Genomic DNA, 20,251 nt, shown 5'->3' with positions numbered 1-20,251 from the left:
ACCGCTGCCTCAGCGCACCCGGATGTACTTCAAGAAGGCCACGCCGTCCTCGAACACCCGGCTGGTGAGCACCCGGAAACGGGCGGCTTCGGGCAGGCGCGGCCCCTCGCCGAAGAGTGGGCGGCCCTTACCCAGCACGATCGGGTACAGCTTCAGGAAGACCTGATCGATCTCGGGCATGAGGGTCTGCGCCAGGTCACCGCCGCCGCAGAGCCAGATGCCGAGGCCCTTCTCCCGCTTCAGGTCGCGCACGCGGGCGAGGGGGTCGTCGGAGATCAATTCCACGTCCGGGTCCGGAGCCTCGCGCAGGCTCCGGGACACCACGAACTGCCGCAGATGCGCATATGGGCTGGAGGTGCCGGTGCGGACGCCGAAATCGTGGGTCTTGCGGCCCATGAGGACGGTGTCGAAGTACAGGTTGCGGCGGTCGACGCCGAGGGCCTCGCGCACCTTCGTCGGTAAGGTCTCGGGATACTGCGCGGTAATGGCGGGGCCGTGGTCGCCGCCGACCGGGAAGAAATCGACCGATCCGTCCTCGGTGGCGATGAATCCGTCGATGGTTGCCGCGACGTAATAGGTCAGTTTGCGCATTGGTCCCTCCAGCCGGCACCACACATGCCGCTGTCAAAAAGGTAGCGCTTCAAGGCCATCGACGGGGAGGCCAGATCCCACCCGATCGGATTTCGCCCCCGTCAGCCGAGATGCGGCTCCAGCTCGGCCACCAGGCGGGATTTGCCGCCGAACCCGATCACGCGGTGGATTTCCGCGCCGTCCCGGAACATCAACATGGCGGGGATACCGCGGAAGCCGAAGCGCTCCCAGATGCCGTCGAACTGGTCCACGTCGATCTTGCGGACCACGATCCGACCGGCCCACTCCCGCGCGAGTTCGGCCAGCACCGGTGTCACCCTGCGGCACGGCCCGCACCATTCGGCCCAGAAGTCGACGAGCAGCGGAACACCGGTGGAACTCTCGGCCGCGATATCGTCCGGCGGGATGGCCGGGAGCGTATCGCGTGCCGCCAGGTAGGCCTGCTGCTCCGCGGCCTCCTGCGCCAGCACCTCCGCCGGAACCGGTGTCCCGGCCGACCGCGCCCACTCCGTGAACTCCTCGAAACGCGGACCCGGAGCATCGTGCTTACCGCACGCCTCCGAAATGGCTCCGGACAACGTCTGCAAGGCCGCGCCGACCTGCGGACCCGAGGCCGTCAACCCGAACGCGCGCGCCGTCACCTCCCCGTCGTTCCGCTCCACTTCGAGGCCCTGCCACAGCGGCACCGTGTACTGCTCGTCATCGGTGACATGCCATCGCACGGTCATCTCACGAAGCTGCGCCAGCTCGCGCGCGGCGGCCTCCGCCTCGGTCAATCGCGTGCCCCGGCCGCGGACGTACTCGGTGAACACCTCGAATTCGGGGGAATCCGGTCTGCCGCCGAACCGCTGTCGCAGTGCGTCCATCAGCTCCTGATTCACCTCGGCGACGCTGCCGCCCTTCTTCTCGAAACCGAAGGCGGTCCAGCGGCCGATCATGACCTCGCCGTCCTGCTCGAACTCCACCCCCTCGAGCAGCTTGCAGATATAGGTTGCGTCACCGGGCAGTTCGACGGTGAATTCGTAATCGCTCTCCATGAGGCCCTCCCAGCGCTCGCGGATATGGCACGGACGCATCTCCCCCGATGGAAGCGCCGTAGTCGATTATGCCCGAGCGATCAGCCGCGCGGCCGGGGTTGGCAGCGCGGGCAGGAGAACGACGAGCGGTTCATGAACTTCTCGCGCACCATCGGCGCACCGCAGCGACGGCACGGCTCGTGCTCGCGCCCATAGGCATTGAGCGACCGCTCGAAATACCCGGACTCGCCGTTGACATTCACATAGAGCGCGTCGAAAGAAGTCCCGCCGACCGCGAGCGCCTCGCTCACGACGGCGTGCACCTCGGTGAGCAGCGTGTGCAGCTTGGGCCGCGTCAGCTTGGCGGCAATCCGCTCACCGTGAATACCGGCCCGCCACAGCGCCTCGTCGGCATAGATATTGCCGATACCCGAGACCACGGTCTGATCCAACAGCACCCGCTTGATCTCGGAGTGCTTGGCGCGCAACGCCTTCACCACCCGATCGGCGTCGTACCGCGGATCCAGCGGATCGCGCGCGATATGCGCGACGGGTTCGGGCACCAGCGTCCCGTCGACCTCCAGCAGATCCGACACCTGCCAGCCGCCGAAGGTCCGCTGGTCCACGAAGCGCAGTTCGCTCCCGGAATCCAGCCGCGCGATGATGTGCGCGTGCTTCTCCAAGGGCGCGTCACCGGGCTGCACGAGCATCTGCCCGCTCATGCCCAGGTGCACCACGAGGGAGGTATCCGGCTCATCGAAGGTGAGCCACAAGAATTTCCCGCGCCGCTGCGCGGATTCGACCCGCAGGCCGGTCAATCGGGCGGCGAGATCCTCGCCGCCGAGCACATGCCGTCGCACCGAACGCGGATGCTTGACGGTCACGGATTCGACGACGCGGGCCACCAGATGTTCGGTGAGCCCGCGCCGTACGACTTCGACCTCGGGAAGTTCGGGCATCGGCCCCTAGCTCTCGGAGCTGTCGGCCGTACCCTCGGCGGCTTCGTTCTCGGCGTTCAACGCCTGATACGCCGCGTCGGCGGCCTTCTGTTCCGCTTCCTTCTTGGAGCGGCCCACCCCCTGGCCGTAACCCTGACCACCGATCACCGCGGTCGCGGTGAACTCCTTGTCGTGGTCGGGCCCGGTGGAGGTGATCTCGTACGACGGCACGCCGATACCGCGCTCGGCGGTCAGCTCCTGCAGGCTCGTCTTCCAGTCCAGCCCGGCCCCCATGCGAGGACCGCGCTCGAGCAGTTCGGCGAACAGGCGCAGCACCACGCTGCGTGCCACATCGATGCCGTGCTGCAGATGCACGGCGCCGAGCAACGACTCCACGCCATCGGCGAGAATGCTCGGCTTGTCCCGGCCGCCGGTGAGCTCTTCGCCCTTACCCAGCAGCAGATGACGGCCGAGCCCGCCCTCACCGAGCCCACGGGCGACCTCGGCGAGCGCGTTCATATTGACCACGCTCGCGCGCAGCTTCGCGAGCTCACCCTCGGATTTGTCCGGATGCTCCAGATACAGGCGCTCGGTAATGCTCAGGCCGAGCACGGAGTCGCCCAGGAATTCCAGGCGTTCGTTGGTCGGCAGCCCGCCGTTCTCGTACGCGTAGGACCGGTGTGTCAGCGCAAGGCGCAACAGATCCGGACGCACGTCGACGCCGAGCGCCTCGATCAGGCTGGAATGTTCGGCTGAGTCACCTACGGCGGCAATCTCCGCCGCGTCCTTGCTGGCGGTCACGGTCGGCTGCTCGATCAGGCGAATCAGACCGCCGAGGTGACCTGGCGGCCCTTGTAGGTGCCGCAGGACGGGCACGCGATGTGCGGCAGGGTCTGCTGACCGCAAGCCCGGTTCGGGCAGGTGATCAGGGTCGGCGCGGTGGCCTTCCACTGGCTGCGACGCGCGTGGGTGTTGGCACGGGACATCCGGCGCTTCGGAACGGCCACGACTACTTCTCCTCTGTCCTCTGGCTCGACGCGCCATTGTGGCCCGCGAGGGTGGAATCTGTTGATGGGTCCGGCGCGACACCAGCGGTATCGCCTCCGGGGGCAACGGCGAAATTCGCGAGCCCGGCCCAGCGAGGGTCAAGTATCTCATGACCGTGACCGGAACCCGCAATCGCCATCCGTACACCGCATTCCGGGCACAATCCCGCGCAATCGGGTTCGCACAGCGGCTGCAACGGCAGTTCCAGGCCGACGGCGTCGATGATCACCGGTTCCAGATCGATGAAGTCATCGACCAGACGCGGGATCTCGTCTTCCTCGGTGGTCTGCTCCGTCGCGCTGTCCGGATAGGCGAAAAGCTCGGTGAGCTGCAGTTCGATCTCGTCGGTGAACGGTTCGAGGCAACGCGAGCATTCACCGTCGATGGGCGCGTGCACCGAACCGGTGACCAGCACGCCCTCGGAGACCGATTGCAGCGTGAGATCCAGTTCGACCTCGGCGCCGACGGGAATGCCGACCATCTCCAGGCCGATCTTGTCGGCGGTGGTGACGGTGCGACGCATTTCACGCAGAGACCCGGGCTTGCGTCCGAGACTGCGCGTATCCAGCACGAAGCCCGCGTCCGTCAGATGCTGACGACGCGAGGGCTTACCGGAATCGGCAGACATCACGAACTCACTCCGCTCCATAGACCTGCGCTTGCTCGGTTCCCGTGGAATGGGCAACCACTCAACAATACCGAAGAGCATGCTGCGAACCCAAACCGTGTCCGAGACAGGTGGCGCGGGTGCTAGCGGCGGAACTCCGAGGCGTAATCCGGCACGCTCGTACCGGAACGCACCTGGTGGCGACCGCGGCCGATGATCCGCAGCGTGCTCTGCAGGGTCTCCTCGAAGTCGGCCAGCTTGCCGTCGACGTAGTCGTCGCATTCCCCGCGCAGACGATCGGAGTCGGCCTGGGCGGTGTCGATGAGCCGGGCGGATTCGACATGTGCGGCGCGCACCACCTCGGTCTGCGAGACGAGGCTCTCCTGTTCGGCCTTGCCCTCGGCGACCGAGCGGTCACAGGAGGCCTGCCCGGCGGCGATCATGCGATCGGATTCGGTGCGGGCGCGGCCGGTGACGGCCTCGTACTCCTTATTACCGTCGGCGACGACGCGTTCGGCCTCGGCTTCCGCGGAGCCGACCAGGTGTTCGGCGTGGGCGCGGGCCTCGGCGACCATGCGGTCGGCGTGCGCCTTGGCGTCGGCGAGAATGCGGTCGGCTTCGTCGCGGGCGCCGGTGACGGCCTGATGGGCCTGTTCATTGGCGCCGGTGACGGCGGTCTCGGCGGCGGAGCGGGCATCGTTGACGATCTTGTCGCGGTGATCCAGGACGTCCTGGGCGTCGTCGAGTTCGCCGGGCAGCGCCTCGCGGACGTCGTCGAGCAGTTCGAGCACCTCGCCGCGCGGCACGATGCAATTGCGTGTCGGGGGGATGCCCCGCGCCTCTTCGATGATGGCCACGAGTTCGTCGAGTGCTTCGAATACCCGGTACATACAGCTACCCCATTCTCCTGCCTGGGCTCACGGCGAGACACTCCGCTTGTTGGCCAGTATGCCTGGGATCAGCCCGTCAAGCGTGGACGGTAACGGCGTGTCGGGCACTGTTTCGCACACCACAAAAACAAGTGGAGGAAACGCCTCCAGTTGGTGTTACCTTTGATGAGCAAGAAGGTGTTGGGCCGAGGCAACGGAGCCTCCCGAGTTGACAGTTCGATTCGTCCAGTCGATACTGAACAAATAGTACGAACTGAGACACTTGGCCGATAAGGCCCAACGTGTTCGCGCGAGCCGCGGTGCCTCGCAGTGGGGCGCACGGTGTCAGGCGGTATCAGCGATCTGTCAGAGAGCTGTAAGCGCCGACCGACATCGTGATCTCAACCGCCGGACAACGGCCCGCCGAACACGACGTAGAAATGGGAAAGACAATGGCTGTCCTCGATATCCCCCAGCAGGGCGTTTCGCCCCTCCCGGTCCTGGTCAACACCTATGCCTACGGCGCCCAGGCGCTCAGCGCCTACGGCGCCGACGTACGCGTCGCCGGGAACCGCTGGGCCGGACAGCTCGGCGCCTGGCTGCGCGGCGAGAACGCCTTCGCCCAGCTCATTCGGTTCGCCCTGGTCGGCGGGCTGAGCAATATCAGCTATGTGCTGCTCTTCCTGGCACTGTCGGGCAGCGGGCCGCTGCAGGCCAATCTGGCGGGCTCGGTGGTCAGCACCATGCTGGCCAATGAACTGCACCGGCGGCTCACCTTCCATGCGGGCGAGCGGGTCACCTGGTTCACCGCGCAGCTGGAGGGCGGCGGGCTGGCGCTGGCCGGGCTGGCCATCACCTCGGCGGCGCTGGCCATCCTGGAGACCAATGCGCCCGGGCTCGGCGATGTGATGCAGGCGCTCGCGGTGCTGGCGATCACCGCCGTGGTGGGCGGCATGCGGTTCGTCAGCCTGCGGCTGTGGGTGTTCCGCGCTCCGGCCAACTGACCAGATCCGAATACTCCGGAACCTCGCACTCCCCCGGGCCGAAAACCCGGTAAGAGTGCGAGGTTTCGCTATTTCCGGATCCAGTGGAACCCGATGAGGTCGTCGCTGCGTCAAATCCAGCATCGACCAACGAAAGGGTTCCGTTATGGAGCGATCGCGGGGATGTCTTGGGGGACGGCGGGATACACGCGGCACGAGACCACAACACCCACCCGCCCGGGTGACCGGCGGCTGCGTCGGCCACAGCTGGCGGCGGGGGCGGCCACGCCCGGAGGGGAACTGACCCGGTGGCAGGGGCAACGAAACGACAGTGCGCGACACCCGGTTTGGTGCGGAAGCTGCTCGAGGGGTGCGGCACTCCGACCACGCCGGGCCGCCACGAGGGCAGGCCCGCCCGCAACGAGAGCGGGCCGGGGATACGGGAGCGGCAGCGGCTGCTGATCGAGGCGATCCTGCCGGAGCTGGCCGACGAGTCGGTGCTGAGTCACCAATCGGCGGCGGTGTTGTACGGCACAGCGCTGTGGCGCACACCGCTGGACCGGGTGTGCGTCACCCGGAATCGACGCGGCGGCGGCCGAACCAGGCCTCATACGAAAGTGTATGGGTCACCGCTGGATTCGGTGGCGGAGGTCGACGGGCTATTGGTCACCACACCGGCGCGCACGGTGGTGGATCTGGCACTGACCCTGCCGTTCGATGCGGCAGTCGTCGCAGGCGATGCACTGGCAGGCATGTTCGGCCTCACCCCCGACGACCCCGCCGAGGAACTGGCGCGAGCCAAGTTCCGCCACGGCATCACCCGAGCCAAGCAGGCGGTCGCATTCGTGGACGGTCGAAGCCGCAGCGCGGGTGAGTCGTTGAGCCGAGCCATGATTCGCCGCTGCGGCCTGCCGCCACCCGCAACCCAGGGCACCGTCCTTACCCCCGACGGTCGTTTCATCACCCGCGCCGACTTCTACTACGAACAAGCAGGAGTCATCTGCCAATTCGACGGCCCGATCTACTACGGCCGCGCCCTCCGCCACGGCCACGACCCAGCCGAAGTGGTCCACCGCGAGCAGGCCCGCGAAACCTACCTCCGCGCCTTGGGATTCCACGTCGTCCGCTGGACCTGGAACGACCTCAGAACCGACGAACCCGGTCGCCGACTCCGCGCCGCCCTCACCCGAGGCCGACGCGACCGCCCCGACGCACGAATCGAGCCCACACCGGCAGTACAGGCACGCCAGGTCCCTACCCATCCGCTATGACAGCCCGACAGGCAAGCCGAATCCGCGTAGAAAAGATGCACGCCGGTTCGAGCACAGCCACTGCGAATCGGATGCCCCGCCTCGGCCGCAGCGTTCAGCGATGCGGATGAGGCGGTGGACACAGCCTCCGTCCGCGGCAGGCAGGGCCGTACCTACGGTCGGATGGACACGCGCCCGGCTTGGATCACCCAGTGTCCCTGTAAGACCGGCGATCCGGGCAGGGCGCGGAGGTGGAGGGTGCGCCCCTGGGTCAGCTGCGGCGTTCGGCTATGCGGTCGAGGAGGCGTTTGTGGACGGAAGGGGGGAGGAGGTCGGAGATGTCGCCGCCGTAGGCGGCTACTTCCTTGACCAGGGAGCTGGAGACGAAGCCGAAGGCGGGGTTGGTGGCTATGAAGAAGGTGTCCACGCCGGTGAGTTTGCGGTTCATCTGGGCCATTTGGAGTTCGTAGCCGAAGTCGGTGGCGTCGCGCAGGCCCTTGACTATGGCGGTGAGGCCCTGGCCCTTGGCGAATTCGACCAGGAGGCCCTGCCAGGACTCGACGCGCACGTTCGGGAGGTCCGAGGTGACCTCTCTGATCATTTCGACGCGCTCGTCGATGGTGAACATGCCCTTCTTGTTGGGGTTGATCACCACCGTCACGACGAACTCGTCGAACTGCACGGCAGCCCGCCGGATCACATCGAGATGCCCATTGGTCACCGGGTCGAACGAGCCCGGACACAGTGCTCCAGCCATGGCCGAACGCTACCGCACGCCCACCGACCACCGGATGCGCCCACCACCGGTGTCACCCGGCTGCCGTATCTTCGGTGTCGAAGCCGTTTCTGATCATCGGAGAGAATGTTGAGCGTCGAAGCCGATCTTGACCTGCTGCGCAGTCTGTCCGGCGCCGAATTCATCAACCTGCTGGGCAAAGGCGAGTTCCCCCAGTTCAGCAGTGTCGACGACCATCTCGGCCAAACGGTCGTCACCGCCTAGCGCGGCCGCGTCGAACTGGCCTGGACCCCTTCGGAAAAACTCTGCAATCCCGGCGGCATGATCCACGGCGGCTACGTGGCCATGATCCTCGACAATGCCGTCTGCTTCGCCTCCGCCAGCACCCTCGACCGCTTCATCCCCCAACTCACCCTCAACCTCACCATCGACTACCTACGCCCGGTGGCCCCCGGCCGGACCTACACCGTCGTCGGCACCAACGCCCACGGCGGCCGCACCCGCCTGGTCTCCAATGTCACCATCGTCGACTCCCAGGGCAAACTCCTCGCCCAAGCAGGCGGCAGCACCCTCCCCAACCCCGCCTTCAAATAGCCGATCAGCCCGCAGGCTCGAACTCGGCCAGATCGATCCGAGTCTCACCGTAGGTCCGCGACTTCAACGCCGAATACCCTGCGGGCCAATCCAACTCCGGTGACCGCGTCGACCGCTCGACCACGATGAGCGCACCGTCGTGCAGCCACCCTCCTGCGGCGAGCGCGCGCAGATCCGCGATCACCTCGGCGATATCGAGCGCATACGGCGGATCCGAGAACACCAGGTCATACGGCCCGCCCACGGGAGCCGCCGCACGTCCCGCATCGATCGCCGCCTCAACAGCTCCCCGAGCCCCGCGTCCCGCAGCGGACCCCACTGCCGTCCGTCCCAGCACCCCCGCCACGGTCCCCATGCGCAACTCCGCACCGGGCAGCCCGAGATCGCCGATATTGCCGCGAACAATGGCGGCCGCCTTGCGATCGGATTCCACCAGCAACGCATGAGAAGCCCCGCGCGACAATGCTTCCAACCCCAGCGCCCCGGATCCGGCATACAGGTCGAGCACCCGCGCCCCACCCAGATCCATACGCGCCATGATCACGCTGAACAACGCTTCCCGCACCCGATCCGAAGTCGGCCGCGTCCCGGCGGGCGGCACCCGCAACCGCCGCCCACCCGCGGTCCCGGCGACGATCCGCGTCATCGGCCGACCGCCGCCATGGCGGGCGAATCCAACCGGGGCGCACCGAAGTACACGGCGAGGCCGCGTGCGGCGACCCGTTGGCGCAGGGCCGCGCCAATCCTCCGATTCACATTGTCGGATTGGGCGACGCGGGATCCGGAGGCATCGGCCGATATTCGATTCCGTCGCTCAGTGGTCGCATCCACGCCGGGCATGACGGCAGGCCCGGTTGAAGTGGGCGCCCACCGCACGGCGGCGGTGGGCGGGGTGGGGAGGGTTGGCCTCATTCGGCCGCGGCCTCGTTGGTGCGGATTTCGATGAGGAGGTCGCCGCCTTCCACCTGTTGGACCTTGCCGATGGCGAGGCGCTTGACCAGGCCCGCGCGGGGGGCGGTGATGGCGGCTTCCATTTTCATGGCTTCGATGGTGGCGATGGTGTCGCCCGCGGCGATCGAATCGCCTTCGGAGACGGCCAAGGTGACGACGCCCGCGAAGGGGGCGGCGATGTGGCCGAGGTTGGTTTTGTCGGCTTTTTCGGCGGTGGGAACTTCGCTGGCAATGGAGCGGTCGCGGACGGTGATGGGGCGGAGTTGGCCGTTGAGGATGCACATGACCGTGCGCATACCGCGTTCGTCGGGCTCGGAGATGGCTTCCAGGCCGATGAGGAGGGTGACGCCCTTTTCCAGCTGGACGCGGTGTTCTTCGTCGTGGCGGAGGCCGTAGAAGAACTGGTTGGCGGACAGGCCGGTGGTGTCGCCGAACTTCTCGCGGTGGGCGAGGAATTCGGCGGTGGGGCCGGGGAACAGGAGGCGGTTGAGGGTGGCGCGGCGGTCGGCGGAGGTGCCGGACAAGCCCGCCTCGTCCTCGGCGGTGAGCTGGGTTTCCGGCTTGGCGGGGCCGCGACCGGCCAGGGCGCGGCTGCGGAAGGGCTCCGGCCAGCCACCGGCGGGGGTGCCGAGTTCGCCTCGGAGGAAACCGATTACGGAGTCGGGGATGTCGTAGCGGCCGGGATCTGCGGCGAAGTCGTCGACGTCCACGCCGGTGCCGACCAGGGCGAGGGCCAGGTCGCCGACCACCTTGGAGGACGGGGTGACCTTGACCAGGCGGCCCAGCATGCGGTCGGCCGCAGCGTATTTCGACTCCACCTCTTCGAACTGATCGCCGAGGCCGAGAGCGATGGCCTGCTGGCGCAGGTTCGACAGCTGGCCGCCGGGGATCTCGTGGTGGTAGACACGGCCGGTCGGGCCGGGCAGCCCGGATTCGAAGGGCCCGTAGACCTTTCGCAGGGCCTCCCAGTACGGCTCCAGATCGCACACGTTCTGGAGATTCAAACCCGTGTCGTACGGCGAATTCGCCGCCGCCGCAACGATTGCCGAGAGCGCGGGCTGAGAAGTGGTGCCCGCCATAGGAGCCGACGCACCGTCCACCGCATCGGCCCCGGCCTGCCAGGCGGCCAGATAGGTCGCCAGCTGACCGCCGGGGGTGTCGTGGGTGTGCACGTGCACCGGCAGATCGAAGTTCTGCCGCAGCGCCGTGACCAGCGTGTGCGCGGCGGGCGCGCGCAGCAGCCCGGCCATGTCCTTGATGCCGATGACATGCGCCCCGGCCTCGACGATCTGCTCGGCGAGCTTGAGGTAGTAGTCGAGGGTGTAGAGGTTCTCGTTCGGATCAGACAGATCGCCGGTATAGCTCATGGTGACTTCCGCCACCGCCGTACCGGTTTCGCGCACGGCGTCGATGGCGCGTCGCATCTGGTCGACATTGTTGAGCGCGTCGAAAATGCGGAAGATATCGATACCGGTGGCCGTGGCCTCGGAAACGAATGCGCGCGTGACCTTTTCCGGATACGGCGTGTAGCCCACGGTATTGCGCCCGCGCAACAGCATCTGCAGGTTGATGTTCGGCACCGCTTCACGCAGCGCGGCCAGCCGCTCCCACGGATCCTCGAACAGGAACCGCAGCGCCACGTCATAGGTTGCGCCGCCCCAGCATTCGATGGACAGCAACTCCGGCGTCATGCGCGCCACATGCCCGGCCACATCCAGCAGGCCATTGGTGCGCACCCGGGTGGCCAGCAGCGACTGATGCGCATCACGGAAGGTGGTGTCGGTGACCGCCACGCCCTCGCGATTGCGCAGCCACTGCGCGAAGCCCTCCGGCCCCAGCTCCAGCAGCCGTTGCCGCGAGCCGGACGGCGGCGCCACGGTGGTGTCGATGGCGGGCAGCTTGTCGTGCGGATACAGCTTGGTCGGCCGTGAGCCGTGCGGCTTGTTCACCGTGACATCGGCCAGGTACTGCAGGATCTTGGTGCCGCGGTCGGCCGAGCTCTTCAGCGTGAGCAGCTGCGGCCGCTCGTCGATGAACGAGGTGGTGACCTTGCCCGCCCGGAAGTCCGGATCATCGAGGACCGCCAGCAGGAACGGAATATTGGTCGTCACGCCACGAATACGGAATTCGGCCACCGCCCGGCGCGCCCGCGCAATGGCGGTCTGGAAGTCGCGCCCGCGGCAGGTCAGCTTGACCAGCATGGAGTCGAAGTAGGCCCCGACCTCCGCGCCGACATTCGCGCCGCCGTCCAGGCGCACGCCCGCACCACCCGGCGACCGGTAGCCGGTAATGCGGCCGGTATCGGGCCGGAAGCCATTGGCCGGATCCTCGGTGGTGATGCGGCACTGCAGCGCCGCGCCCCGGATGGTGATCGAATCCTGGCTCAGCCCGAGATCCGCCAGCGATTCACCGGCGGCAATGCGCATCTGCGCCTGCACCAGATCCACATCGGTGATCTCCTCGGTCACCGTGTGCTCCACCTGGATTCGCGGATTCATCTCGATGAACACGTGATTGCCGCGCTCGTCGAGCAGGAACTCCACGGTGCCCGCGCACGAGTAGCCGATCTCCTTGGCGAAGGCCACCGCGTCGGCGCAGATTCGGTCGCGCAGTGCGGGATCCAGATTCGGCGCGGGCGCGAGCTCGATCACCTTCTGATGCCGCCGCTGCAGCGAGCAGTCGCGCTCGTAGAGGTGGATGACATTGCCGTCCTGATCGGCGAGGATCTGCACCTCGATATGGCGGGGGTTGACCACCGCCTGCTCCAGGAACACCGTCGGATCGCCGAAGGCCGATTCGGCCTCGCGCGCGGCGGCCTCGACGGACTCGCGCAGCTGGGCCCGATCGGTCACCCGGCGCATACCGCGCCCACCGCCACCGGCGACGGCCTTCACGAAGATCGGGAAGTCCATGGACTCGGACGCCGCCATGAGCGCGTCCACATCCGCGGACGGCTCACTGGACTTCAGCACCGGCAGCCCGGCCGCCTTGGCGGCGGCAATGGCGCGCGCCTTGTTCCCCGTCAGCTCCAGCACCTGCGCGGACGGCCCGATGAAGGTGATGCCTTCCCGCGCGCACGCCGCCGCCAGATCCGGATTCTCGGACAGGAAGCCGTAACCCGGGTAGACCGCGTCGGCCCCGCGCTCTTGGCCGCCTCGATGATCCCCTCGACCGAGAGATACGCGCGCACCGGATGCCCGGGCGTCCCGATCTGATATGCCTCGTCCGCCTTCAGCCGATGGACGGAGTTGCGGTCCTCGTAGGGGAAAACCGCCACCGTTCCGATGCCGAGTTCGTAGGCCGCGCGGAAGGCGCGAATGGCGATCTCGCCGCGGTTGGCGACCAGGACTTTGGAGAACATGCGCCTTAAGGTACCTGCCCCGCGATATCGAACGGGCATCGAACTCGCTTCGCAGTCATCTTCACAACCGCGGGCCCCGGTCCTGCGAAGTTGTGATTCGCAAAGCTACACACCTCACCCCGTCGTCGCCGGTCGGGTGAGGTTCGGTTTCGAAACCGGGCCAGCTAAGGAATAGACTGCCCGGCGCAAGCGGTTCGCACCGTGGGAGACGAGTCGGAGCCCCGAACGTCCCACGGCAGCGTCGAAACCCGTTAACCGACGGGTGAAGAGGGAACCCGGTGAGAATCCGGGACTGTCCCGCAGCGGTGAGCAGGAACGACCGCCGTCAAATGCACTGGGCTCCACAGCCCGGGAAGCGACGGCCTGTAGGTCGGCCGATAAGGCCGGTGCCCGCGAGTCCGAAGACCTGCCGATTGTGCCGGGTACGCCGTATCCGGCGGTCTCCGCCTCGTGGAATGGGTGGTCGGGCCGGTGGTGTTTTCCGCATGCTCGCGCGAGCGTGTGTTCGGGGTACTCGGGTTCAGCCATGCCTGTGGGCGGCGGCCAGTGGCTCTGGAAACACTGGAGAACAGCTGTGACCAACATTTCCCCTTTCACCGCAACGGTTCTGGGCTTGCCGCGGATCGGTCCGCGGCGTGAGCTGAAGCGCGCCACCGAGTCCTACTGGGCGGGACGCAGCGATGCCGAGGCGCTGCACGCCGTCGCCAAGGAACTCCGGATCGCTCAGCTCACCGAACTGACCGCAGCCGGATTGGATTCGGTGCCGGTGGGCACCTTCTCGTACTACGACCAGATGCTCGATACCGCGGCCATGGTCGGCGCGCTACCGGCGCGGGTGGCCGGTATCGAGGATCCGCTGGATCGGTATTTCGCGGCCGCCCGCGGGAACGATTCGGTCGAACCGCTCGAAATGACCAAGTGGTTCGATATCAACTACCACTATCTGGTGCCGGAACTCGGTGCGGACACCCAGTTCACGCTGCATCCGGGCAAACTCCTCGACGAACTGCGGGAGGCGCTGGCGCTCGGCGTGCCCGCGCGGCCGGTGGTCATCGGGCCGCTGACCTTCCTGAAGCTGGCCAAGGATGCCGAGGGCGATCCGCTGCGGCGGATCGACGCGCTGCTGCCGCTGTACGTGGATCTGCTGGGTCAGCTGGCCGCGGCGGGCGCGCAGTGGGTGCAGATCGACGAGCCGGTGCTGGTGACCGATCTCACCGAGGCCGAGCTCGCGGTGGCCGGGCGGGTGTACGACGAGCTGGCGGCCGCGACGGATCGGCCCGCCATTCTGGTCGCCACCTACTTCGGGCGACCGGGGGCGGCGTTGCCGGTGCTGGCGGGCACGGGCGTCGAGGGTCTGGCGTTCGACTTCACCGCCGGGGCGACGGTCGACGATCTCGCCGGTGTGCCCGCGCTCGCCGGGAAGCTGGTGGTGGCGGGCGTCGTGGACGGCCGCAATGTCTGGCGCACGGATCTGGATCAGGCGCTGAGCACCCTCGGCACCCTGCTGGGCAGCACCGGGGCGCTGGTGGTGTCGACCTCCAGTTCGCTGCTGCACGTGCCGTATTCGCTCGAGGCGGAAACCGGGATCGAACCGGTGCTGCGGTCCTGGCTCGCCTTCGGCGCGGAGAAGATGGCCGAGGTGCGGCTGCTGGCCACCGCGCTGCACGACGGCACGGATGCCATCGCGGGCGAATTGGCCACCGCCCGTGCGGCGCTCGCCTCCCGGACCGCCGATGCGCGCCTGCGCAACGACACCGTGCGGGCGCGCCTGTCGGCCCTCGGCCCGGACGCCACCCGCCGCTCCCCCGCCGCGGAACGCCGTGTGCTGCAAGGGGAACGCCTGCCGCTGCTGCCGACCACCACCATCGGCTCGTATCCGCAGACTCCGGCCATCCGCAAGGAGCGGGCGGCGCTGGTCAAGGGCGATATCACCGCCGCGCAGTACCGCGAGCGGATGCGTTCGGAAATCGCCGATGTGATTGCGCTGCAGGAGAAGCTGGACCTGGACGTGCTGGTGCACGGCGAGCCGGAGCGCAATGACATGGTGCAGTACTTCGCCGAACAGCTGGACGGCTTCTGCGCCACCGCCAATGGCTGGGTGCAGTCCTACGGCACCCGCTGCGTGCGCCCGCCGATCCTGTTCGGCGATGTCACGCGGTAGCAGCCGATGACGGTGGAGTGGATCGAATACGCCCAGTCGCTCACCGACAAGCCGGTGAAGGGCATGCTCACCGGGCCGGTGACCATTCTGGCGTGGTCGTTCGTGCGTGACGACCAGCCGATCGAGGACACCGCGCGGCAGGTGGCCCTCGCCATCCGCGACGAGACGGTGGATCTGCAGGCGGCGGGCATCCGGATCATCCAGGTGGACGAGCCCGCGCTGCGCGAACTGCTGCCCTTGCGGGCGGAAGCCAAGCAGCAGTACCTGGATTGGGCCGTCGCGGCCTTCCGGCTGTCCACGGCCGGGGTGTCGGATGCCACCCAGATCCACACCCACCTCTGCTATTCGGAGTTCGGTGAGGTCATCGGCGCGATCGCAGAACTGGACGCGGACGTCACCTCGATCGAGGCGGCGCGCTCGCATATGGAGGTCCTCGACGACCTCAATGCGGCGGGCTTCGCCCTCGGCGTGGGGCCGGGCGTCTACGACATCCACTCCCCCCGCGTCCCGGATGTCGAGGAGATCACCACCTCCTTGCGTGAGGCGCTGAAAGCGGTTCCCGCCAAACGCCTCTGGGTCAACCCGGACTGCGGTCTGAAGACCCGCGGCCCGGCGGAGGTCGAAGCGTCGCTGCGGAACATGGTGGCCGCCGCGCAAGCCGTGCGCTGAGTGAATCCGGCGCGCTGAGTAGCGAAGTGGCCCCGCAGCCCGTCGGCTGCGGGGCCACCGCTGTCCAAGTATCGAGCCTCGAGCAGCTGACCCGGTACCCAGGTATCCGTGAGCTGCGACCGCCAGTGGAGACGGCTACGCGGGCGGTGCTCAGGCGGCTCCGCTCAGCGATCGCGGCGGCACTCCCGTGTATTCGGAGAGTGGGCGAATCAGCGCATTGGACTGGGACTGCTCGATGATGTGCGCCGTCCAGCCGGTAATGCGGCTCATGACGAAAATTGGTGTGAACATGTCGATGTCGAAGCCCATGAGGTAGTAGGCGGGGCCGGCGGGGAAGTCGAGATTCGGTTTGATGCCGTTCGCCTCGGCCATGGCGGCTTCGAGTTCGGTGTACATGCGCAGCCATTCGCGGCCGCCGGTGAGATCGGCGACATCCTCGAGGACGGCCTTCATGGTGGGGACACGGGAGTCGCCGTCCTTGTAGACCCGGTGGCCGAAGCCCATGACCTTCTGTTTGCGAGCGAGCCTGTCGCGCAACCACTCCCGCGCCCGTTCCGGCTTGCCGATCTCCAGCATCATGTGCATGACGGCCTCGTTGGCGCCGCCGTCCAGCGGGCCCTTCAGTGCGCCGATGGCGGCGGTCACCGCGCTGTACATATCGGATTCGGTGGAGGTGACGACGCGGGCGGCGAAGGTGGAGGCGTTGAAGCTGTGCTCGGCGTAGAGGATCAGCGAGGTCTCGAAGGCTTGCACCAGCCGCGGATCCAGCTGCCGGTCGGCCGGACCGGGCTCGCCGAAGCACATGTAGAGGAAGTTCTCGGCGAAGCCGCGATCCGGGTCGGGCGCAATGGGATCCAGGCCGCGGCGGCGGCGCATGTCGGCGGCGATCACCGTGGGCAGCACGGCGGTCATGCGTAGGGCCTTGGCCAGCAGTTCCTCCGCGCTGCGGCCCCGGTCCTCGAGCGGATCCTCCGCGCCGAGGTAGCTGACCACCGTGCGCACGACATCCATGGGATGACAGGTCTCGGGCAGCCGGTCGACGAGGGCCAGCAGCGACCGGTCCGCGCGCCGCAGCGCGCGCTCGCGTTCGCTCAGGGCGAGCAGTTCGGCGCGCTCGGGCAGCTCGCCGTGCCACAGCAGGTAGGCGACCTCCTCGAAGCGGCACTGCCGGGCCAGTTCCTGCACCGGATAGCCGCGGTAGGTCAGGGTGCTGGTCTCGGGCACCACCTTCGAGATGGCGGTGGTGTCGACCACCACCCCGGCGAGGCCCTTCTTGATCTCGGTCATCAGCTCACTCGCTCACGGTGAAATTGAATATGTCGGAATCGAATTCGTTGTAGCGGGCGTAGTCGAGCAGCTCGTAGAGGCGGGCACGGTGCTGCATGCGGTCCACGAGCGCGGCTTGGGTTCCGGTGGCGGCGATTTCGCGCAGACCGGATTCGACGGCGAACATGGCCAGGCGCAGCGTGGTCACCGGGTAGATGACGGCATTGACGCCCAGGTTCTCCAGTTCGGTGGACGAGAGCAGTTCGGACTTGCCGAACTCGGTCATATTCGCCAGTAGTGGGATATCCACGGCCGCAAGGAATTTTGCGAACTCACCGGCATCGGCGAGAGCCTCGGTGAAGATGAGGTCCGCGCCCGCGTCGGCGTACGCCTTGGCCCGGTCGATGGCGGCGTCGAGCCCCTCGGTGCCGCGCGCATCGGTGCGGGCGCAGATAACGAAGCCCGGATCGCGGCGGGCCGATACCGCCGCGCGCAGTCGTCGCACCATATCCGCCACCGGCACAACGGCTTTGCCGTCGAGGTGACCGCAGCGCTTCGGGTTCACCTGGTCCTCGATATGGCAGCCCGCCAGTCCGGCGTCCTCCAGCATCGTCACGGTGCGGGCGGCATTCATGGGCTCGCCGAACCCGGTGTCGGCATCGATGAGCACCGGCAGATCGGTGACCCGGGCGATCTGGCGGCCGCGTTCGACCACCTCGGTGAGGGTGGTCAGCCCGATATCCGGCAATGCCAGCTCCGCCGACACCACGGCCCCGGAGACATAGACGCCCTCGAACCCGACCTCCTGAATCAGCTTGGCCACCAGCGGATTGAACGCACCGGGAAACCGTTGGATACGCCCGCTCGCCAGCCCCGCCCGGAACGCGGCGCGCTTCTCGGTGGCCGTGGTCACGGCCGCCATCAGCCCGCTCATCGCGACCACCGCCCTAGGCTGGTGACATGACCGATCAACCGCTGCGCTACCGCCTGATCACCGGCCCGGACGATGCGAGCTTCTGCGAACGCATCAGCAAACTGCTCGACGCGGGCTATCGCCTGCACGGGTCGCCCGCGGTGACGTTCAACGGGACGAGCGTGATCGCCGCGCAAGCGCTGATCCTCGATTCGGCGGAGGGCTGACGGGCCGAGCTCGTCCCGGCCGGGGACTGTCGCGGCCATCAGAAGATCCCGCCGCGAATCTCGGGGGCGGTGGCCAGCACGGCCTCGGGGACGGTGAACGACAGCTGGTCCAGCTCACCGGGTTCCAGCGAGGGAGTGCGCTGCGCGGCGTCGAGGAAGCGGTCCTGTTCGGCGGGCTCCAGGACGCCCTCGGCGAGGGTGCGGAACTTCTCGATGTACTGCTCGCGGCCGAAGGGACGTGCGCCGAGGGGGTGCGCGTCGGCGATGGCCAGCTCGTCGATGATGGTTTCGCCGCTGGCCAGAGTGACCACGGCGCGGCAGCCGAAGGCTTTCTCGGCCGGGTCGGTGGAGTGGTAGCGGCGGGTCCACTCCGGGTCCTCGACGGTGGTGATCTTCTGCCATAGCGCGACGGTGTCGGGGCGCTGGGCGCGTTCGGGGGCGTAGGAGCGCTCGTGGTGCCAGGTGCCGTCCTGCAGGGCGACCGCGAAGATGTACGGGACCGAGTGGTCGAGGGTTTCGCGGCTGGCGTGCGGGTCGTACTTCTGCGGATCGCCGGAGCCGCTGCCGATCACCACATGGGTGTGATGGCTGGTGTGCAGCACGATCGAGGCGATCTGCTCGAGGTCACCGATCTGCTCGCGCATGCGCCGGGCGAGGTCGATGGGGGCTTGGCTCTGATTATTCGGCCGAATGCTCCTTGGTGTAGCTGTCCAGAATGCCGCGCTTGGCCTCACCCGGGCCGGGCAGCGGCACCTGGTACTCGGCCTCGAAACCGCCCAGCAGCCAAGCGATCACACCGTCCGCGCCCTCCCAGATCGGGGCGGGCGCGCCCTCACCGCGCATGGCCCGATCCACCGCCTCGACGGCCATCTTCCCGGCGAACGCGGGCGCGAAAGCCTTCCAGCTGGAGATCTCCCCCTTGCGGGACTGCCGCGTCGCCGTCGTCGTGTGCAGCGCCTGCCCGACCGCCTGATAGATGGTGTCGGCATCGAGCCCGAGCAGCGTGCCGATACCCGCCGCGGCCGACGGCCCGAGGTGGGCGACATGATCGATCTTGTGCTCGTGCAAGCAGATCGCGCGCACCAGATCGATCTGAATCTCGTACCCGGTGGCCAGCCCGCGAATCAGCTCCGCCCACTGCGCCCCGTATGCTACGCGACGGCCAGAATCGGCGGAATATTGTCCCCCGGATGCGAGTACTCCGCGGCCAGGAACGTGTCATGGAAATCGAGCTCCCGCACGGCCACCCCATTGGCCCACGCCGCCCACTCCGGTGAGAACCGCCGCCCCGCAGCCAATCCGAACACCGTGGCCCCCGGCCCAAACGGATGCGCCTCCGCCTGCCGCCGCGCCGCACTCACCGGCCGCCGCAATACCGAAGCCGCCGCCACGGCCGCATTGTCGATGATCCGATTGACGATCATCTCCTCGACATCGGCGGGCACCGCCACCGGATCCACAGCCACCCCGGCAATCCGGGTGGCAAGGTGTTCCTCCCTCGGGAACCGTTCCGCCGCAGAGCGGGCACGCACTGGATAGATCTTCATTCCCCCGACGCTACGCAGCCCTCCCACCTGGGAAAACGCCTCGCATCAGCAAAGTTCGGCGAGCGAATCCCATGGCAAAAGCGAATTCGCGAAGATGCCGCGCGCAGCGAACTGCGATTCGGCCACAGGGGTGGCAACCCACGATCCACCCACCCACCGAGGCCCGCACACGGACGAAGACGGCTTCGGTCAGCGGCACGGTGGTCTCTATACGCGGCACAGACCTCGGAAGCGGGGCCCAGGTGTTCGGCCGCTCGGCGGTATCTGCGCGGCCTCGACGACGGGAGCGGCACACCGGTGAGGTCGGGGTTATGGCACCGGGCGGTCTGCGCGGCGGGGGGCGATGCGGGGATCCGGAGGTTGATCAGTGTGTCAGTAGCGTCGCGATATGCCCGAGTTGATCGAACCCGCCGCGCATCTACATGCGGCCTGGCTCGCGGCGCGGCGGGATCGCCGCGATACGCCCCGCTCCTCCTACACGCCGCCCGCCCGCTTGCGCGCCGCCCCAGTTGTGCGGCGACATCG

Annotated in this window: 17 protein-coding genes, 3 pseudogenes and 1 riboswitch; of the genes and pseudogenes, 6 read left to right on the top strand and 14 right to left on the bottom strand. The window is 67.7% G+C overall.

The genetic code is table 11. The features are described 5' to 3' along the window. Positions 1–9: 9 nt before the first annotated feature. From NC4_RS29820 to NC4_RS29790, 7 genes are all read right to left on the bottom strand, one after another. Positions 10–591 carry a dihydrofolate reductase family protein gene (locus tag NC4_RS29820; protein WP_067544741.1) on the bottom strand — a complete coding sequence of 194 codons (582 nt, stop codon included), beginning with the start codon at positions 589–591 and terminating at the stop codon, positions 10–12. A gap of 101 nt (positions 592–692) precedes the next feature. Continuing rightward, entirely contained in the window at positions 693–1,628 is a 936-nt protein-coding gene (locus tag NC4_RS39500) for a thioredoxin domain-containing protein (protein ID WP_218021327.1), read from the bottom strand. Positions 1,629–1,708: 80 nt separating this feature from the next. Further along, positions 1,709–2,566, bottom strand: a complete 858-nt coding sequence (gene mutM / locus NC4_RS29810) for a bifunctional DNA-formamidopyrimidine glycosylase/DNA-(apurinic or apyrimidinic site) lyase (protein WP_067544739.1) — start codon at positions 2,564–2,566, stop codon at positions 1,709–1,711. A gap of 6 nt (positions 2,567–2,572) precedes the next feature. After that, a complete protein-coding gene (gene rnc, locus NC4_RS29805) occupies positions 2,573–3,346 on the bottom strand; it encodes a ribonuclease III (RefSeq protein WP_067544737.1) in 774 nt (257 codons plus the stop codon). Positions 3,347–3,369: 23 nt separating this feature from the next. Next, positions 3,370–3,552, bottom strand: a complete 183-nt coding sequence (gene rpmF / locus NC4_RS29800; protein WP_067544735.1) for a 50S ribosomal protein L32 — start codon at positions 3,550–3,552, stop codon at positions 3,370–3,372. A gap of 2 nt (positions 3,553–3,554) precedes the next feature. Continuing rightward, positions 3,555–4,220: a YceD family protein gene (locus tag NC4_RS29795; protein WP_067544861.1), complete on the bottom strand. Its 666-nt coding sequence runs from the start codon at positions 4,218–4,220 to the stop codon at positions 3,555–3,557. 122 nt (positions 4,221–4,342) lie between these two features. Next, entirely contained in the window at positions 4,343–5,089 is a 747-nt protein-coding gene (locus NC4_RS29790; protein ID WP_067544733.1) for a DivIVA domain-containing protein, read from the bottom strand. Between the two features lie 431 nt (positions 5,090–5,520). On the opposite strand from NC4_RS29790, the gene NC4_RS29785 reads away from it, so the two are divergent. Next, positions 5,521–6,072 carry a GtrA family protein gene (locus tag NC4_RS29785; protein ID WP_084529890.1) on the top strand — a complete coding sequence of 184 codons (552 nt, stop codon included), beginning with the start codon at positions 5,521–5,523 and terminating at the stop codon, positions 6,070–6,072. A gap of 329 nt (positions 6,073–6,401) precedes the next feature. After that, positions 6,402–7,322, top strand: coding sequence for a putative endonuclease domain-containing protein (locus NC4_RS29780; protein ID WP_157555293.1), 921 nt, complete (start codon positions 6,402–6,404; stop codon positions 7,320–7,322). A 250-nt stretch (positions 7,323–7,572) separates the two neighbouring features. Here NC4_RS29780 and coaD read toward each other — a convergent pair whose 3' ends face one another. Then, entirely contained in the window at positions 7,573–8,058 is a 486-nt protein-coding gene (coaD, locus tag NC4_RS29775; protein ID WP_067544729.1) for a pantetheine-phosphate adenylyltransferase, read from the bottom strand. A gap of 105 nt (positions 8,059–8,163) precedes the next feature. On the opposite strand from coaD, the gene NC4_RS41870 reads away from it, so the two are divergent. Beyond that, entirely contained in the window at positions 8,164–8,301 is a 138-nt protein-coding gene (locus NC4_RS41870; RefSeq protein WP_218021326.1) for a hypothetical protein, read from the top strand. Between the two features lie 15 nt (positions 8,302–8,316). Next, the gene (locus tag NC4_RS41865; RefSeq protein ID WP_281186478.1) at positions 8,317–8,631 is read left to right on the top strand and encodes a PaaI family thioesterase; all 315 of its coding nucleotides are present in this window, start codon (positions 8,317–8,319) and stop codon (positions 8,629–8,631) included. 4 nt (positions 8,632–8,635) lie between these two features. Here NC4_RS41865 and NC4_RS29765 read toward each other — a convergent pair whose 3' ends face one another. The 3 genes and pseudogenes from NC4_RS29765 to NC4_RS29755 all read right to left on the bottom strand — a co-directional run bounded on the left by NC4_RS29765 (position 8,636) and on the right by NC4_RS29755 (position 12,943). Beyond that, complete coding sequence (locus NC4_RS29765) at positions 8,636–9,277, bottom strand: RsmD family RNA methyltransferase (protein ID WP_067544725.1); 642 nt, start codon at positions 9,275–9,277, stop codon at positions 8,636–8,638. After that, complete coding sequence (locus NC4_RS29760; RefSeq protein ID WP_157555292.1) at positions 9,274–9,543, bottom strand: hypothetical protein; 270 nt, start codon at positions 9,541–9,543, stop codon at positions 9,274–9,276. The genes NC4_RS29765 and NC4_RS29760 overlap by 4 nt, the downstream gene beginning before the upstream one ends. Next, positions 9,540–12,943, bottom strand: a pseudogene (locus tag NC4_RS29755) (pyruvate carboxylase). The gene NC4_RS29760 and the pseudogene NC4_RS29755 overlap by 4 nt, the downstream one beginning before the upstream one ends. 225 nt (positions 12,944–13,168) lie before the next feature. Further along, positions 13,169–13,371, top strand: a riboswitch (cobalamin riboswitch). A gap of 155 nt (positions 13,372–13,526) precedes the next feature. Here NC4_RS29755 and metE point away from each other — a divergent pair. After that, positions 13,527–15,773: pseudogene (gene metE / locus NC4_RS29750) on the top strand (5-methyltetrahydropteroyltriglutamate--homocysteine S-methyltransferase). 150 nt (positions 15,774–15,923) lie between these two features. Here metE and NC4_RS29745 read toward each other — a convergent pair. Both NC4_RS29745 and prpB read right to left on the bottom strand, forming a co-directional pair. Beyond that, a complete protein-coding gene (locus NC4_RS29745; RefSeq protein ID WP_067544720.1) occupies positions 15,924–17,060 on the bottom strand; it encodes a bifunctional 2-methylcitrate synthase/citrate synthase in 1,137 nt (378 codons plus the stop codon). A gap of 4 nt (positions 17,061–17,064) precedes the next feature. Further along, a complete protein-coding gene (gene prpB / locus NC4_RS29740) occupies positions 17,065–17,973 on the bottom strand; it encodes a methylisocitrate lyase (protein ID WP_067544857.1) in 909 nt (302 codons plus the stop codon). A gap of 26 nt (positions 17,974–17,999) precedes the next feature. On the opposite strand from prpB, the gene NC4_RS29735 reads away from it, so the two are divergent. After that, the gene (locus NC4_RS29735; protein ID WP_067544719.1) at positions 18,000–18,179 is read left to right on the top strand and encodes a DUF1737 domain-containing protein; all 180 of its coding nucleotides are present in this window, start codon (positions 18,000–18,002) and stop codon (positions 18,177–18,179) included. Positions 18,180–18,217: 38 nt separating this feature from the next. Here NC4_RS29735 and NC4_RS29730 read toward each other — a convergent pair. Beyond that, positions 18,218–19,726 (bottom strand): annotated as a pseudogene (locus NC4_RS29730) (MmgE/PrpD family protein). Between the last annotated feature and the right edge of the window lie 525 nt (positions 19,727–20,251).

Source organism: Nocardia crassostreae (assembly GCF_001613405.1).
Classification (GTDB): Bacteria; Actinomycetota; Actinomycetes; order Mycobacteriales; family Mycobacteriaceae; genus Nocardia; species Nocardia crassostreae.
This window is presented reverse-complemented; position numbering and strand designations above follow the sequence as displayed.